This window comes from uncultured Sphaerochaeta sp. (assembly GCF_963676625.2).
Taxonomy (GTDB): domain Bacteria; phylum Spirochaetota; class Spirochaetia; order Sphaerochaetales; family Sphaerochaetaceae; genus Sphaerochaeta.
In genome coordinates, this window is record NZ_CAXXYB010000002.1 from 101273 (window position 1) to 117678 (window position 16406).

The 16406-nt window shown below is 46.1% G+C and carries 14 protein-coding genes; 5 read left to right on the forward strand and 9 right to left on the reverse strand.

Annotated elements, in window-relative coordinates; translation table 11 throughout:
• Positions 1–274 precede the first annotated feature (274 nt).
• Positions 275–1909 (forward strand): putative manganese-dependent inorganic diphosphatase, encoded by a 1635-nt coding sequence (locus ACHZBG_RS02165; RefSeq protein ID WP_320127797.1) that lies wholly within the window; start codon positions 275–277, stop codon positions 1907–1909.
• Here the strand turns inward: ACHZBG_RS02165 and ACHZBG_RS02170 are convergent, their stop codons facing one another.
• The 5 genes from ACHZBG_RS02170 to ACHZBG_RS02190 form a co-directional block, all read right to left on the reverse strand.
• On the reverse strand, positions 1910–3934 hold the full coding sequence (locus ACHZBG_RS02170; protein WP_320127798.1) for a RelA/SpoT family protein: 2025 nt from the start codon (positions 3932–3934) through the stop codon (positions 1910–1912).
• The gene (gene prmC / locus ACHZBG_RS02175; protein WP_320127799.1) at positions 3919–4845 is read right to left on the reverse strand and encodes a peptide chain release factor N(5)-glutamine methyltransferase; all 927 of its coding nucleotides are present in this window, start codon (positions 4843–4845) and stop codon (positions 3919–3921) included. Before prmC ends, ACHZBG_RS02170 begins: the two co-directional genes overlap by 16 nt.
• On the reverse strand, positions 4787–5851 hold the full coding sequence (gene prfA / locus ACHZBG_RS02180) for a peptide chain release factor 1 (protein WP_320127800.1): 1065 nt from the start codon (positions 5849–5851) through the stop codon (positions 4787–4789). The genes prmC and prfA overlap by 59 nt, the downstream gene beginning before the upstream one ends.
• Before the next feature lie 60 nt (positions 5852–5911).
• The gene (locus tag ACHZBG_RS02185; protein ID WP_320127801.1) at positions 5912–7282 is read right to left on the reverse strand and encodes an MFS transporter; all 1371 of its coding nucleotides are present in this window, start codon (positions 7280–7282) and stop codon (positions 5912–5914) included.
• A gap of 166 nt (positions 7283–7448) precedes the next feature.
• The gene (locus tag ACHZBG_RS02190) at positions 7449–8021 is read right to left on the reverse strand and encodes an XRE family transcriptional regulator (protein ID WP_320127802.1); all 573 of its coding nucleotides are present in this window, start codon (positions 8019–8021) and stop codon (positions 7449–7451) included.
• Between the two features lie 114 nt (positions 8022–8135).
• On the opposite strand from ACHZBG_RS02190, the gene ACHZBG_RS02195 reads away from it, so the two are divergent.
• On the forward strand, positions 8136–9086 hold the full coding sequence (locus tag ACHZBG_RS02195; protein WP_320127803.1) for an NAD-dependent epimerase/dehydratase family protein: 951 nt from the start codon (positions 8136–8138) through the stop codon (positions 9084–9086).
• Positions 9083–10267, forward strand: a complete 1185-nt coding sequence (locus ACHZBG_RS02200; RefSeq protein WP_320127804.1) for a glycine C-acetyltransferase — start codon at positions 9083–9085, stop codon at positions 10265–10267. Before ACHZBG_RS02195 ends, ACHZBG_RS02200 begins: the two co-directional genes overlap by 4 nt.
• On the opposite strand, the gene sbcB is transcribed toward ACHZBG_RS02200, so the two are convergent.
• The gene (gene sbcB / locus ACHZBG_RS02205) at positions 10264–11679 is read right to left on the reverse strand and encodes an exodeoxyribonuclease I (protein ID WP_320127805.1); all 1416 of its coding nucleotides are present in this window, start codon (positions 11677–11679) and stop codon (positions 10264–10266) included. The genes ACHZBG_RS02200 and sbcB overlap by 4 nt on opposite strands.
• A 95-nt stretch (positions 11680–11774) precedes the next feature.
• Between sbcB and ACHZBG_RS02210 the strand changes: the two genes are divergently transcribed.
• Both ACHZBG_RS02210 and ACHZBG_RS02215 read left to right on the forward strand, forming a co-directional pair.
• Positions 11775–12392: a hypothetical protein gene (locus ACHZBG_RS02210; protein ID WP_320127806.1), complete on the forward strand. Its 618-nt coding sequence runs from the start codon at positions 11775–11777 to the stop codon at positions 12390–12392.
• Between the two features lie 59 nt (positions 12393–12451).
• Positions 12452–13762, forward strand: coding sequence for a hexokinase (locus ACHZBG_RS02215; RefSeq protein WP_320127807.1), 1311 nt, complete (start codon positions 12452–12454; stop codon positions 13760–13762).
• A 13-nt stretch (positions 13763–13775) separates the two neighbouring features.
• Here the strand turns inward: ACHZBG_RS02215 and ACHZBG_RS02220 are convergent, their stop codons facing one another.
• From ACHZBG_RS02220 to ACHZBG_RS02230, 3 genes are read right to left on the reverse strand one after another with little or no spacing between them, the layout of a single operon-like run.
• Positions 13776–14873, reverse strand: coding sequence for a serine hydrolase domain-containing protein (locus tag ACHZBG_RS02220; RefSeq protein ID WP_320127808.1), 1098 nt, complete (start codon positions 14871–14873; stop codon positions 13776–13778).
• The gene (locus ACHZBG_RS02225; protein WP_320127809.1) at positions 14839–15339 is read right to left on the reverse strand and encodes a GNAT family N-acetyltransferase; all 501 of its coding nucleotides are present in this window, start codon (positions 15337–15339) and stop codon (positions 14839–14841) included. The genes ACHZBG_RS02220 and ACHZBG_RS02225 overlap by 35 nt, the downstream gene beginning before the upstream one ends.
• Positions 15336–16388 carry an enolase C-terminal domain-like protein gene (locus ACHZBG_RS02230; RefSeq protein WP_320127810.1) on the reverse strand — a complete coding sequence of 351 codons (1053 nt, stop codon included), beginning with the start codon at positions 16386–16388 and terminating at the stop codon, positions 15336–15338. Before ACHZBG_RS02230 ends, ACHZBG_RS02225 begins: the two co-directional genes overlap by 4 nt.
• Positions 16389–16406 lie beyond the last annotated feature (18 nt).

Sequence of the window (16406 nt, forward strand, 5' to 3'; positions counted from 1 at the left end):
CCCCCTCCACTCAATATGCAACATAAGAAATCGTCCTGGTAAAGAGTACCATATATGATTAGAATTTAGCTAGTAACCATATCACGAAAAACTGCTTCCTAAAAAATGTTGTATATAACAAAACAATGATCACGGGAAGTGCTATAAATAAAGATTGGAAATATAGGAAGCTAAACTATATGAAGAGTTCGCCTTTTTCTATCTAGGTTGCTTTCTCAGTTGTCAGTGTCATTGAAGTCGGTTAGAATACTGAAGAACGACAGAGGAGAGATGTGTGCCTGATATTTATATTACTGGACATCGCAATCCGGATATGGATAGCGTATGTGCTGCCTATTGCTATGCACAATTAAAAAATAAGATCGACCCTGCAAATACCTATATACCCGTGCGGTGCGGGAATCTCAATGATTCCACCAAGGCCCAATTCGAGCGGATAGGGGTAATACCCCCTTCCTTCATCAAGGATGTCAGGACCAGGGTCAGCAGTGTCATGAAAACTACGAAACATGTCCTGCAGGTGACTGATCCTGTATATAATCTGGTTTCGCTATATGGACAATCCTCACAACCCTCGGTTGTGCCCATTTTGGATGGTGATGTCTATAAAGGCTTGCTGAGTGTTGACGAGGTAAATAGTTTTGTACTCCGTGAAAACAGTGGCAAGAGACCTGTATATCATTTTGTAGTGGAGAATTTTCCCAAGGTCCTGAAGGGATATTTTATCAAGATGGGAAAAGTCAAGGAATTCGATTCGGCAATCGTGGTAGGGGCGATGCGGTATTCTGTGTTTTGCAAGCATATTGAGATTCTTGATGGACAAAAACCACTTTTAGTGGTCGGAGATAGGGAAGACCACATTAGAAAAGCGATAGAATTGCAGATTCCTGCTATCGTTCTCACTGGCCTGGAAACAGAACTTACTTCTCATGTTGATTTCGATACATATGAGGGAACTGTTTTTGTAAGCGAAGCGGACACCGCCGAGACCTTGCGTTTGCTGCGCCTTTCCATACCGGTAACCCAGTTGATGAGCAAGTGTCCCCCCATCCTTCAGGATGATGTTTTCTTTGAGGATGCCAAGGGAATCCTGGCAGACAGTGAGTTCCGTGGACTTCCCGTATTCAATGGTTCCCAATGGAAAGGTTTTGTAACCAGACGTTGCTTTTTGGAACGCCCCAAGACCAAGGTCATTATGGTTGACCACAATGAAATCGACCAGAGTATTCCTGGCATTGATGAAGCTGAGGTCATGGAAATTATTGACCATCATCGCCTGGGTGCACCCAAGACTCGTAATCCCATCTACATTTGTTGTGAACCCTTGGGGTCCACCTGTACCATCATTTACAATTTGTTCATGCGCAACCATGTGGAAATCTCGGAACAAATTGCAAAAGTGTTGCTGTCGGGAATTGTCAGTGATACGGTCATGCTCAAGAGTCCCACGACAACTTTCGAAGACTTTACTGCAGTGGAAGATCTTTGCCTGTTGGGCAAGATTGAAGATATGAAGACCTTCGGACAGACCATGTTCTCCAGTGGAGCTTCCCTGTCCAATGAGAATCCGAAAAAGATGATCGAGGCTGACTTCAAGAGATATTCCGAATTCGGAATTACCTTTGGAATCGGCCAGTGTGAGGTAACAACACTCAGTGATGTCGATGATTACAAGGATAGGTATATTTTGCAGCTTGAAGAAGTCAAGAAAGCCTATAACCTTGATTGGGCCATGTTTTTGATAACCGATGTGGTGAAAGAGAACAGTATTTTGTTGTTGACTCCGTTACCGGGGCTTGACCGAAAGCTATCCTATGAGAAGGAAAGTGATGGCAAGTACTTTCTTAAGGGCGTATTGTCCAGAAAGAAACAGTTGCTTCCTGAAGTCCTTAGGGTGTTGGAGGAATAATTACTTTATTTCGCTGATGGTGTTCACTGAGGGAATGATTTTCAGACTTTTGATTATCTTCTTGAAGTCATCCTCGTGTTCGACTTCCATGGTAAAGGCCCCGATCAAGCGACCTTCTTCATCGTCATGCAAACGACCTTCGATCAGATGACCCTTGTATTTGCGTAGGGCTCCTTCGATTTCACCGAACAAGTCATTGGTTCTTTTGCTGGTAATGCTGAACCGCTTGGTAAGCCTTGGGGATTCTGTTTCCCATTCAACCTCAATCGAACGATCCACTATTTCGCTCATATTCTTGAGATTGGGGCAATTCTTCTTATGGACGATGACTCCGCGTCCCCTGCTGATATAGCCTACGATCTCATCACCTCGTACTGGATTGCAGCATTGGGCAATGTGGATCATCATGTTTTTCTCATCTCCGACCCTGAATTTCATTCTGGAAGGATCTACCACCTGCATGATGATGTCATTGTCATTGACCGGGGGCGGGAGAGGTTGGTCTATTTTGGTTTGCTGTTCTACGACTTTTCGTTTTGCAATGATATCCTTGTCTATAAGGATGTCCTCGTCAAATTTGTTCAGCCAGGCTTTGATTTTCTTCCTGGCACTGGACGTTTGGGCATATCGCAACCATTGCAGGTGTGGTCGGGCATTCGGGGAGGTGAGTATCTCGATGACCTGGGTATTCCTCAGTGGTTCGTTGAGTGCAATGATGGAACCATCGGCTTTTGCCCCGGTGGTATGGTTTCCTACTTCCGTATGGATTTGATAGGCGAAGTCCAGGGCTGTGGCATTGGTTGGAAGTTCGACGATATGTCCCTGGGGGGTGAATACATAAATGGTATCCTTGAGCAATTCGCCCTTGATATCATCCATGAAGGATTCACTGGTCTCAATCTCATTCGACCAGGATTTCAGCTTGGAAAGGATCTTTGAGAACTGTTCATTGTCCAATTTTGACCAGGAACCACTTTCGCTTCCCGTTTCAGCCTTATAGGTCCAGTGGGCTGCAACTCCGTATTCGGCGGTGAAATGCATCTCCTTGGTTCGAATCTGGATTTCCAGGAGTTTACCGTCCAGGGCCATGACCGTGGTATGGAGGCTTTGATAATTATTTGCCTTGGGCATTGCGATGTAGTCTTTGAACCGGCCTTCAATGGGAGGCCAGAGCCGATGGATCACTCCCAGGATGGTATAGCATTCAGTAAGGGAATTGCACAAAATCCTGACGCCCAGGATATCGAAGATTTCATCGATTTCCTTTTTGCGTTTTTTCATTTTCATGTAGACGGAGTAGGTGTGCTTTGCCCTGCTGGTAACAATTACGTCCCTGAGGTTTTCTTCCCCGCAGGCCCGGTATATACTTTTCTCGATACGTCCGAGATAGGCGGTTTGTTCACCTTTCTTGCTTAATAAGTACTCTTGGATATATTGGTAGGTGTCAGGTTTGAGTATCTTTAGGGAAAGATCTTCCAATTCATCCTTGAGCCAGGAAATACCAAGTCTGTCGGCAAGTGGGGCGAAGATATCCAGACATTCGCTTGCGATTTCCTTTGCCCTTTCTGGTTTCAGGTGTTGCAAGGTTCTCATATTATGGAGCTTGTCGGCAAGCTTGATGATGATTACCCGGATATCCTTGCTCATTGCAAAGAACATCTTGCGAATTGTTTCGGCTTCCTGGACACTTTTGTTCATGGCCTTGATGCTTCCGATTTTTGTCTCACCCTCTACCATGTCCGCGACAGCCTGTCCAAACAGGAGGGTTATCTCTTCATAGGTAGTATTGGTATCTTCTATCGTGTCGTGAAGCAAGCCGGCGCAGATTGTATCCGCATCCATTTTCAATTGGATGAGAATTTCTCCCACGGCAAGAGGATGGATGATGTAGGGTTCCCCGCTTGCGCGTTTCTGGTTCTCATGTTTTGAAGCAGAAAACGTTGCGGCCGCGAGAATTTTCTCTTGGTCGGGTTTCGGGTATTTGAATGCTTTCTGTATGAATCGTTCGATCAGTTGCTCGTACATGTAAGTATCCCCCACACAACCCGTTCCTTGGCGGAAAGGTCTTTGATGATCTGTATCTTAGAAAACCCCGAGGTTTCCAACAGGTCCCTGACAACCGCTGTCTGTCGATAATCGCATTCTAGCATCAAGGCTCCGCCTTTTGTCAGGTGTCCGATGCTTTGCCCTATCAAATCCCTGATGCAGTCCAGTCCGTCAAAACCAAAACCTTCCAAGGCCAGGCGTGGTTCTTTTCGTACCTCCTGGGAAACCTCGTCGCACCAACCGGCGGTGAGGTAAGGGGGGTTGCTGATGATGATATCATACTTTTCGCTTACCTGGCAGAGAAGATTGCCTTCCACTTGTTTCAGCGGATGTCCCAGCAAAAGCCTTGCATTCTCCTCGGCTACCGCCAGGGCATCGGCAGAAAGGTCTGTTATGGTTACCTCAGATTCCTCGAGTTCTGCTGCCAAGGTTATCCCTATGGCACCGCTTCCTGTGCATACGTCGATGATATGTGGTTTCTTTTTAAGTGATCGGGCAAAAACAAGGGCAGTCTCTACCAGTATTTCCGTATCAGGGCGTGGAATGAGTACGCGTTTGTCTACCTTAAAGGTTCTTGAGTAGAATTCCTTCTTTCCAAGAATATACGCCATGGGTTCATTTGCAAGCCTCAAGTGCAAAGCTGTCTCAAGCGAGACTGCCTGTTCCTTGGTGAGGATTGTATCAAAATGGAGTATCTGGGCAATCTGATCGAAGGAGGTGGCCTTTTCGAGGAGCAACCGGGCATCGAGCCCGGGCGTGTCTGTCTGACCCGCATCGATCAAGGCTTTCCTGCATTTTTCCTTTGCTTGGGCAACGGAAAGGCCTTCCAAATCAAGCTTCCTTGATGGCGGCTTCGCCAGCTGCCACCTTGAGCCCTTCGACGACCTCATCCATTTGGCCTGCCATGATCAATTCAAGCTTATAGAGTGTCAGGTTGATCCTGTGGTCAGTCAACCGGTTCTGTGGGAAATTATAGGTGCGAATGCGTTCGCTCCTGTCCCCTGAGCCTACCTGACTTTTCCTGGCTTCTGCCCGCTCCTTGTTTTTCTTGGCTTCCTCGAGATCGAATAACCGGGAACGAAGGACTCTCATGGCCTTTGCCTTGTTCTTTATCTGGCTTTTTTCATCCTGACAGATAACAACAAGTCCGGTAGGAAGGTGAGTCAATCGTACTGCGCTGTCAGTTGTGTTTACGCACTGGCCACCGGGGCCGCCGGCACGCATTACATCAATTCTCAAATCTTCCTGCTTGATCTCAATATCAGTTTCTTCTGCCTCTGGAAGTACTGCCACGGTAACCGCCGAGGTATGGATTCTTCCTCCGTTCTCGGTTTCCGGTACACGCTGTACCCTATGAACCCCGCTTTCCCAGCGAAGGGACCCATAGACATCCTTTCCGCTCACGGAAAAGACAAGTTCCTTGTAGCCCCCGATGCCCGTTTCATTCGAACCTAGAACCTCTATTTTCCAACCCTTGGCGTCGGCAAAATGGCTGTACATCCTGAATAGGTCAGCGGCAAAGAGAGCTGCTTCATCTCCACCCGTACCGGCACGGATTTCCATGATGATATCCTTGCCTTCCATAGGATCTGGGGGAATGAGCAACACTTTGGTCTTTTGCTCACTGACTGTATAGGCTTTCTTCAACTTGGAAAGTTCTTCCTTGGTCATTTCAAGCATTTCTGAGTCAGTCTCGTCGTGCATCAACTGCTCGGCGTCGGCAATCTGCTCTTTCATGCTCTGCATGGTTTGCAACTCTTCTACGATCGGGGCAAGATGCGAACGTTCCATGTTGAGTTTTTTGAATAGCGTCATGTCATTCATGGTTTCTGGTTTACTGAGTGTAGTATCTATATTTTCAAGCTGCTTCACATAATCTGGCAGTTTCTCAAGCATTCTTTTCTCCTGTAGTCATTGATAAAGTATACAAAACTCAATCCGCTTTGCATAGCATCCCTAGACATCAAGTTGTTTTAGCAATTGCCTGTTGCTTTTAATAGTTTGGGGAGTGAGCGTATTCATGGAGAGGAAAACGATGACTCCGAGCAGAAAGAAAATTGAGGGAATGAGCCCGATATGCAAACTGATCCCTTTCTTGGCGAGTGGGGTTATGTTGTCAGGGTTGAAACCGGTCAATTTATGGGTAAGATAGAATACTACAGCTTGGCTTGCATAGCTGAAGCGCATGAAAAAGGCTCGTATTCCCATGATTATTCCATCGTCACGTCGTTTTTGCCTTACCACGAGATCGTCAATGACATCAGCCATAGCCGGTCCCATGAAGGTCCAGAATCCTCCGAAGCCCAAGCCCCAGAGGCTCATGCAGATAATGAAACCCAACTGGGTACTCACAAACGTCAAGGGAAGGGCAAAGGCAGACATGAAGAGGGCACATACTACCAGCATTTTCTGGTTGTTTTGCATCTTTTTGGCAACCTGGGTCCAAATGAGGATGGATACCAAGGCTCCGACGAGCATTCCGGCAAATATCGGAGTCGATTGTGTACTTCTCTCTGCAAGGATGTATTTTACCACGTAGTTGATACTGCTGGTCATGCACATGCATCCACTTTGATAGAAAAACAGGAATAGTACGAAGGCAAGAAGATTCTTGTCTTTCAGTCCTTTTTTCATCTGGGTAAAGAACGAGGGACTTTCAATGGCATTTTCTTTTTGTTGCCTTGAAAAGCGTTCTATCATTTCCTTGGTTTCATGGACTCCAGGGATTACCAAAAGAGTGCAAAGAATTCCGATTCCCGCAATGACCAGCCCACAAAGAGCATAGCTGGCACGGTTTCCGTATTCGAAGAACAAGGGAGGGATGATGAATCCCGAGGCAATACCCAGGACACCTATGCCCGTACTGATCGCCGCGGTCATGGTCCGCTCCTTGTCGGTACGGAACTTGTCCGGATAGACACTCTGGTAATTGACTTCCCAAAGGGAGTAGAGGCCATCAAACAGACAAATGCTCAAAACCATCCAGAGAAAGACCGGAAGCGGATGTTCCTTGGCGTTCCAGGTCGTAGGAATGGCAAAAATTGCCAGAAAAGAGAGACTGCACAAGACCAGTCCTATGATTATCCACGGAAAACGGCGTCCATATTTCTTGGATAGGGGAGCAAATTTGTTGGTTGCATATCCAATTACCGGATCGTTGAAGGCATTCCAGAGGGAATAGATTACTGTTGCTAACGCCGCGTATCCTCCGGCCAAACCCACCTCAGTCTCATAGAACATGAATACGATTGCCCCGAAGGCCCCGGTAAAGAACTCGGCGATGAATTTCCCAAACCCATAGGATGCCATGATTCTCTTTGAAAACATAATAACCTTCCTTGCAGTGTCATTTTTTTATAATACGGAATGGAAGGCTTTGTTAAAAGAGTTTTTTTTCTTTTGGAGTGCTTATTTTCTGCTTGAGCATAAAAAAACAAGGCTCCGAAAGATTTTTCGGGTTACCTTGTCTTATTCTTTCCTTGAAAAAGGTTTTCTACCGCTTGTCGGGAGTATAGCGAACTACCATATGAACTACGGCAGGCTGGGCCGATTCATTGGTGATGGTGTGGTCTACATCGCAATGATAGATCAAAAAATCACCCTTTTTCAGTTCAGCGACATTATCTCCGGCCTGGACTTTGACAGCCCCTTTGACAACCGTGAGGAACTCCTGGGTGCCCGGGTAGTGGGGATCGCTGGGAAGTGAGGTATGAGGCTCAAAAGTCAAGAGATACATCTCAAGTTCCTCAACCATAGTCAAAGGAGAGAGAATACGAATTGATACGCCGTGCTCACAGGTTTCGGTCTTGGGTGCATCATCATTGGCGGGATTTACGGAAAATATCCGTTTGGGTTCCACTCCGGTCTCAAGAAGATCATTGAGATCTACATTCAGGCCTCTGGCAATTTTCCATACGGTGGCCACCGTTGGATTGACTTTGTCCGATTCTATCTGGCTGAGCATTGCTTTTGACACCCCTGAACGCTCTGAAAGAACATTGAGGGTCAGCTTCCTGCTATTGCGGATACGTTGGATATTTTTTCCTATCATCGGAGGGTTTTCCATGGGTAATCTCCTTGCAATAAGTTTGACATAGTGAATAAAGTTCAATATAATGAACGTATCCATTGTAAGCCGCCTTCGAATGGTTGTCAAGGAATGGTATTTTGGGAGGTATGTATGAAACACATTTTAATCATTGGTTCACTTGGGCAACTAGGGTCTGAAATAGCGATGGAATGTCGCAGGCGCTATGGTTCCCAAAACGTGGTCTTGACAGATATTCGTGACGATATCAACCTTGAATTGGTCAATGGGGGTCCTTTTTATAAAGTAGACTGCCGGGATGCCAAAGTCATAGCCGAGATTGTGCAAAAACATCATATCGATACCATTTATCATTTGGCAGCGCTCTTGTCGGCTACTGCGGAAAAAAATCCGCTCAATGCCTGGAATATAAATGTCGGAGGATTGATGAATACCCTGGAGATTGCACGAGAATATAAATGCGCTGTCTTCACTCCTTCTTCCATTGGGGCCTTCGGACCTTCGACTCCAAAGCAATTTACTCCGCAGGATACCATTCAGCGACCTACCTCCATTTATGGAGTCAGCAAGGTTGCAGGTGAATTGCTTTGTGACTATTATTATCATAAGTTCGATGTAGATACTCGAGGGGTACGGTTCCCCGGGGTAATCAGCAATATGACTCCTCCGGGAGGCGGGACTACCGATTATGCCGTGGATATCTATTATGAGGCCGTGAGAAAAAAACACTATAGCTGTTTTCTGCGCGGGGATACCTACCTGGACATGATTTACATGCCTGATGCCATTCAGGCTGCAATCCAGATCATGGAAACGGATCCTGCTAGGTTGCGGCATAGGAATGCCTTCAATATTGCCTCGATGAGTTTTTGTCCCGAGGAACAGGCCGCCTATATAAGGACCCGTATTCCCGAGTTCACCATTTCCTATGAGGTAGACCCAGTAAGGCAGGCCATCGCCGATTCCTGGCCTGATAGCCTGGAAGACTATGCAGCCCGCGTAGAATGGGACTGGAAGCCGAAATATGATTTGTTTTCGATGACCAATGATATGATCGATACAATCCAAAGGAGAGAGCAATGAACGAATACATCCGTAACGAATTGCAAGCATTTTTGGACGAACAGGAAAAGCAAGGGCTCTCCAAGAAAGAGAGAATTCTTTCCAGCCCACAACGTTCTTCCATTACCGTTCAAGGCAAGCAAGTCATTAATTTTTGTGCCAATAACTATCTAGGGCTTGCAGATAACAAGGAGATCATCCAGGCGGCAAAAGATGCCATGGATACCTGGGGATACGGACTTTCGTCTGTCAGGTTCATTTGCGGAACGCAGGAAATCCATAAGGAACTCGAGAAGAAAGTCAGTTCTTTTCTCAAGACCGAGGACACCATTCTTTTTTCTTCCTGCTTCGATGCCAATGCGGCAGTTTTTGAACCACTTCTCGGAGCGGACAGCGCAGTTATCAGCGACGAGCTGAACCATGCCTCCATCATTGATGGAATCAGGTTGTGCAAAGCCCAGCGTTATCGATATAAGCACAGTGATATGGATGAATTGGAAAATTGTCTCCTCGAGGCAAAGAATGCTGATCGGATACTCATTGCCACCGACGGAGTCTTCTCCATGGATGGTGATATCGCAAAGCTTGATAAAATTTGTGCCCTGGCGGAGAAATACAATGCCTTGGTCATGGTTGATGATTCCCATGCCACCGGTTATATCGGCAATACAGGACGTGGCACACCTGAATATCATAATGTCCAGGATAAGGTTGATATCATCACTACGACTTTCGGCAAAGCGTGCGGTGGTGCCAGTGGTGGTTGCATAAGTGGTAAAAAAGAGATCATAGCCCTCTATAGGCAACGAGCAAGGCCGTATTTATTCTCCAATACCTTGGCTCCTGCAATTTGTGGGGGAACGCTCAAGGTCCTGGAACTCTTGGAACAGGGAAATCCGTATCGAGAGAAAACCATGGAAAATGCGCGATATTTCAGGGAAAAGATGGAAAAGGCCGGATTTGATTTGGTACAGGGTAATACTGCCATTGTACCGGTCATGATCTATGATGAAATCAAGGCTGTGGCCATGTCAGATGCCTTGTTGAAAAAGGGTGTCTATGTCATAGGGTTCTGTTACCCGGTTGTCCCGAAGGGCAAGGCCAGGATTCGTGTGCAACTCTCTGCAGTCCATACCAAGGAAGACCTCGATAATGCTATCAAGGCCTTCACGGAAGTAGGGAAGTCAATGGGTTTGATCTAGCCGAAGATTCTTTTTTCCAGTTCGGTCCCATAGCTCTTTAATTTGGCAAGTACGAGTTTTTCCTCAGGGGAAGTATCGGTACTTGCCAATTTTTCATCTATTTTCCTGCGATAGAACTCCCAGTTTATCTTGATGGTTCCTGGTGGATTGAGTATCCGGTTGGCACAAAAGCTCTTCCATTTTTTCAAGGTAGCCTCATCCAGGATTTCCACCCAGTTTCGACAAACATGACGGAAAAGCAACTGCGCACTTCTCGGATCGTCAAAGGCCAGGTTCATGGTAAGTTTATCCTTGGGTTCGGCTTTACGGATCAATTCAAAACGTTTATGGTCACTATCGGGAAAGAAGCCGTCGTAGAGCAGAAAATCGACATCCTGTACTGGCTCAAAGGTATCTTTGTACTCGCGTCCGAGCAATAAAAGATTGGTCTGGTTGCATATTTGGTCGTAACGCAACAAGGCCAGTTTTTTATCGATACCAAGCTTGACTGCAAGTTTATCAGTCAATACCGCACCCTTGCTGACAAAGGGGCATTTATTTACTGCAAGGGTAAAGACACCATCTACTTCCATGAGATTCTCGGCATTAGCCTGCAAGAGTGGGGCCACATCCTTGCTCAAATCAAAGCAGAGAATGCTATTTCCATTGTCAGGCAAGGGAGTGAGGGGGACGATGAGCCGGGAACATCCAGTATTTGTACTGAAAAAGGAAGCGGTATAGAGCACGGGTTCCCCGAAAGGCGTCTGGACGATCTCCTTGACCTTGGCTTTTTTCCGTAGGCTGTAGTAATAGGAATAGAGCCGGGGCTGTTTTTCCTTGATCAAGCGGGCAATGGCAATGGTTGCATTGACATCGACAAGTGCATCATGCGCTCCCGTCTGGTCAATATCGTTAGCTTCTGTAAGGGCAGTGAGCTTGAAGGTAGGATTACCTGTCTCTGCTTTTCTTGCAGGCCACTGAATGCCTTCTGGACGCAGGTCATAGGCAGCCCTTACCAGGTCAATGATATCCCATCTGCTGCAATTGTTTTCCCATTCGCGTTTATAGGGATCGAGAAAATTTCGGTACAATGCATTTCGGATGAATTCATCGTCGAAACGAATATTGTTGAAACCGGCAACGGTAGTCTCGGGGACGGAGAATTCCTCGTTGATCCTGTTGATCAAATCACTTTCGCATATACCTTTTTGGTTTACTTCCTGTGGTGTGATGCCCGTTATAAGGCAAGAGAGTGGGTCAGGCAGATAATCGTCGCTCAAATGGCAATAATAGACGACCGGCTCCCCTATTGGATTGAGATCCAGGTCCGTCCTTCTCCCTGCGAACTGGGCAATTCTATCGTAATGACTGTCCAACCCGAAGGTTTCCAGGTCATACCAGAATATGGTGGCTTTTTTGTTTTGGTAATTCATGCCAATATAGTACCACAGAACTTTCTTTGTGTCTTTTTTAGCTTTTGGGTTGTTCTCTTTTCATACGTGTTTTACGACTAACCGGAGAGATGTAGATGAAGAAGCTTATCATTTTATTATTGGTCGCCCTGTTATGCACTCCAGTATTTTCCCAACCTACTGCCAATGATGTAACAGTAGCTTTGGCGGCAATAACCGACTCATCCATCTGTGCTGTTGCGGCATTCCTGAACAACCCGGAAATCCAGTTGCCAGGGTGCAATCTTTTCTTGCACGAGGGGGAGACTCTCCCGTATGCCATGTCTTTTGCTGATTCTGATATCGGTACCTATCTTCCCTTGTTCCAGGCCAAGAAAAGTCCAGCAGGACAGTCTTGGTTGAATTCCTTGTTATCTGCTGCCAATGGTCCGCTCAATGATATTGCCATGCAATACCTTACTGTCCATGACTGGAAACCAGAACAGGCTCGGCTGGACGGGGTGGCGGTTCCTTATTTTGGAGATGGAGCGACATTGAATTCCCTGATGTCTGCTGTCATAATGGGGGGAGGTATTCCCTCCGTTGCTGTGGCTACCGATGTGACGGTTCGGGGAAATAGGGTATCTGAGTCCGTACGAGTGGAAGGGATTTTTCTCATTCACACCGATGCCGAGGGATATTTTGAAGTCAAACCTGTCCAATTGAAAATCAATGGTATTGAAAAGGATATTTGATTTTTTCTGCCCGAACATGGTAGGATATTCAAAGTGCATTTGAAAAACAGGAGGGTGTGATGAGTACAATCGAGTCCAGGACCGATGCGTTTCTTTCGAAGTGGGACATGAAACCTGACAGTATTGATATGGAGGTCTTGCTAAAAAAGTTCCGAACGGAAATGGAAATTGGTTTGCACTCTGAAGGCTCCAGTTCCCTGAAAATGATTCCTACCTATGTACAAGTCAAAGATGAAGTAAAGAAAGGTGAAACGGTAATTGTAATCGATGCCGGGGGTACCAATCTACGTACTTGTCTGGTCTCCTTTGATGAACAAGGAACAGCCCATATTGGGGATTTCAAGAAAATCTCAATGCCGGGAGTAAAGGAAGAAGTTTCTGCAAAACAATTTTTCGATGTCTTTGCCGATGAAGTCGAACGCCTGATAGATAAAAGTGATCGTATCGGATTTTGTTTTTCCTATGCTGCCTCCATCACTGCTGACCACGATGGCATTCCCTTGGTATTTTCCAAGGAAATAAAGGCTCCTGAGGTCATAGGAAAGGCTGTCGGTGCCAACTTACTTGCAGAACTGGCCTATAGAGGCCATGATGTGTCGAAGAAACGAGTATCCGTACTCAATGATACGGTTGCCACCCTGTTGGCAGGCAAGGCAGCTCCCCTTGCCATTCCGTACTCCGGGTATATTGGGTTTATCCTGGGAACAGGAACCAATACGGCGTATGTCGAGTCCAATGCCAATATACTGACAGTACCCACAATTTCCGGGGAGTCCCAGGTAATCAATATAGAATCAGGGAATTTTGATTTTTGTCCGGGACGACTGGATGAGGAATTCTTTGCCTCTACCAAACAGCCAGGGCAATACCATCTGGAAAAAATGATAAGTGGAGCCTATATCGGGCCCATGAGCAATTTGGTTATCCATAAGGCCATCGAGGAAGGTATTCTCAGCCAAACGTTCAAAGAGCGTTTTGCAAAATATGAACCGATAAATACGACAGTCATGAGCAATTATCTGGAAATGCCTTTCAATAAGGACTATGCCTTGGTTGCCTGTACTGACGGAAATGAAGATGATGCAAGAGCTCTCTGGCTCATCCTTGATTCAATAATTGCCCGTGCTGCAAAGCTGACTGCGGCAAATCTTGCTTCCACGGTATTGAAAAGCGGAAAGGGCGATGATCCTCGCAAACCAATCTGCATCAATGCCGATGGTACGACGTATTACAAGACTGAGTACCTCAAGGAATACACACAATATTACCTGCATACCTATCTGCAACTCGAAAGAAAGCGATACGTAAATTTTGTTCGAATAGATGACTCTCCTATCATTGGGGCGGCGATAGCAGCCTTGGGACTGTAAGAGGTAGTTGCCTTTACGCAAAGGTTTGAAGGCAAAGCTTCGAGATTTCCTGTCGGAAGGGATTGATATTCTGAGGGCAGGCGACATGCAACCTATTGGTTAAAAGGGTTATGGTTAAACCTGTAGCAGGATTGATATGGAGGTAGGTACCGGTAAAACCTGTATGTCCAAAACCTTCCTGAGGATACAATTCTCCGAATTGGAAGCCATACCCTCGGTCATTGCCACGATTGGTCGTGGCAATTTTCTTGAGCTCTGGATCAAGGTATTCCGTCTCTTGCCCGCTATATACCTTGCCTAGGCTTGCGACCTCTTTGGCATTGGCATATATTCCGGCGTGCCCAGCTTCATCCTTGAAAAAATAATGGCAATTGCCATCATCGGTTGTTCCCCTGAAGGGAACGGTCTCCGTTCTCCAGAATGCAAATTCAAGACCGAGATTTGTTACCATTTGTTTCTCGATGCGATTGCCAAATTCCGTTGCAACGGTTCTGCAAGGATCTGGATGGTAGGTTGCGCTCTTCATGCCAAGCGGAGAGAATACCAAATCGGTCATGGCTTCGGCTAAAAGCTTGCCAGTGACCTGTTCCACGATAAGCCCCAGGAGCATGAAGTTCAAATCTGAATAGATTACTCGTTTCTCGAGTGGATGCTTTTCGACCACTGATGATAAGATGGACTCAAAGGATTCGCCCTGTCGGGTATAGAAGGGATACCAATAATGGATTCCAGAGGAATGGTCCAACAGGGACGAGATATCAATCTTGTTCAAAGCGTTGAGGAGACGAGGGTCTTTATAGGGAAGTAGGTCAAGAATCAGGGTATGCTCCTGCAATTTTTTGAGCGTGATGAGGCGCAATATTGCATTTGTCGTAAATAATTTAGACAGAGAAGCAAGGTCAAACAGGTAATTCGTTTTCATGGGAATGCGATCTTGACCGTCATAGAGTGCATCTCCCCATGCTTTTTCAAACTGTAGCTTGCCAAAACGCTCCACCCTGAGGACTGAACCTCTGAAAAGGTTGTCCTGCATTGCATTTTGAGTGACTGTGTCAAACTGTTCCAAGGCTTGTTCCTTATCGAAAAGAATTCTTGGCAGACTCTTTTTCATCTTTGCGTTTTTTTACCATTAGTATTTCCGCTACGCCCTTGATGGCAAAATCTGGAAGACAACCAGCTTGTTTATAGCCATGGTGCTCATAAAAGGCGATTGCCTGTTCATTGAAATCTGAGACTAAGAGGCAATAATCCTTTCCCACTGAAAAAGTATGGTCTTCGAATTCCTGCAGGAGCTTGGCTCCGATTCCGTTGCTTCTGCTTGTATCAGTTACTGCTATCAGCTTGAGATACGGAGCAATGGAAAAAGCTCCCCTTGGTTTTATCCAGGCAAAACCTACCGGTATGCCTTCTTGTTCAGCGACAAGGACAATGTCATCTTTCTGTTGTAATGCCTCTTGCAGTTGTTTTGCCAGTTTGGTTTCATTGAGCCCATAGCGGATTCCTATAGGGGCAGAACAGGCAAAGGAAGCACAAAAAGCAGCTTGTGAAGGTTTCATGACCTGAATGATAATGCTCATTTCTCTTCTCTCCTCAGTATTGGGACTATAGTATCCAAATAGGCTTTTACCTTGTCAGAGGGAATGAATTCACTTGGCCTGAAGCAGGGTCTTTCATCAAGATAGTCAAGGCCTCCAAAAGGTTCCTCGGCCAACAACAAGGGAGCATCCAAATCGATCCAGGTACACAAGGGCGCCAGTGACAAAGCCGAAATTATCCCAATGCTTGATTCTACCATGCAACTCAACATTATATTCCAACCGGCTGCCTTGGCTGTTTCTATAAGGGCAAGCGTTGGCTCTGGTCCTCCAGATTTGGCAATCTTCACGACAATTCCTGATACTTGGGGAGCTCCTGCGATAAAAGACTTTAGATGGGCCATATCTTTTATGCTTTCATCCAGCACTATCGGAACGGATGTGTTTTGGGCCAGATAGTTTACTTCAGAGGGAGTTCCTTCAATGGGTTCTTCTATAAATTCCACACCGATTCGTTCCAGCTCTGCAATCTTTGCAGGCGCCTGTTCAAACGACCAGCCTTGATTGGCGTCAATCCGCAACAAGGAATCCGGTACGGCCTCCTTGATCCTGGCTATCCTTTCCACGTCTCCCGGGATACCGGCTTTTATTTTCAACCGACGGAATCCGCAGGTTTTTGCCAGTTGGATCATGTTTTCAATATTGTCATCGTAGGCAAGGGTGAAGGAAGTCTGGGGAATTTCCAGCCCTGACTGGTTTTCACCCAGTTGTCCTGCAAGTGCTCTTTGCAAGTTGATCAATGCACTTTGATAGGCACAGCAACTTACGGGATATGCAAAATGCAGGGGTTGTCCTTCCTTTCCTGGCTCAAGGGAAAAAGAGTTGTCCTGCAGGATCGTATTCTTGATATCGGCCATGACCATTTCGGCAGTCAACCCGTAATAGGGTACTATCGGGGCTTCACCATATCCATACCAATCATCTTTTCGCAATTGGATAAAGACATTCTCTCTATAGGTATAGGTACCATGTGCAATTCTGAAAGGAGTCTTGAGTGCCAGGTGAAGTGAAAATACCTTAATTTCTATCATTATGAATCATGTTCTCCA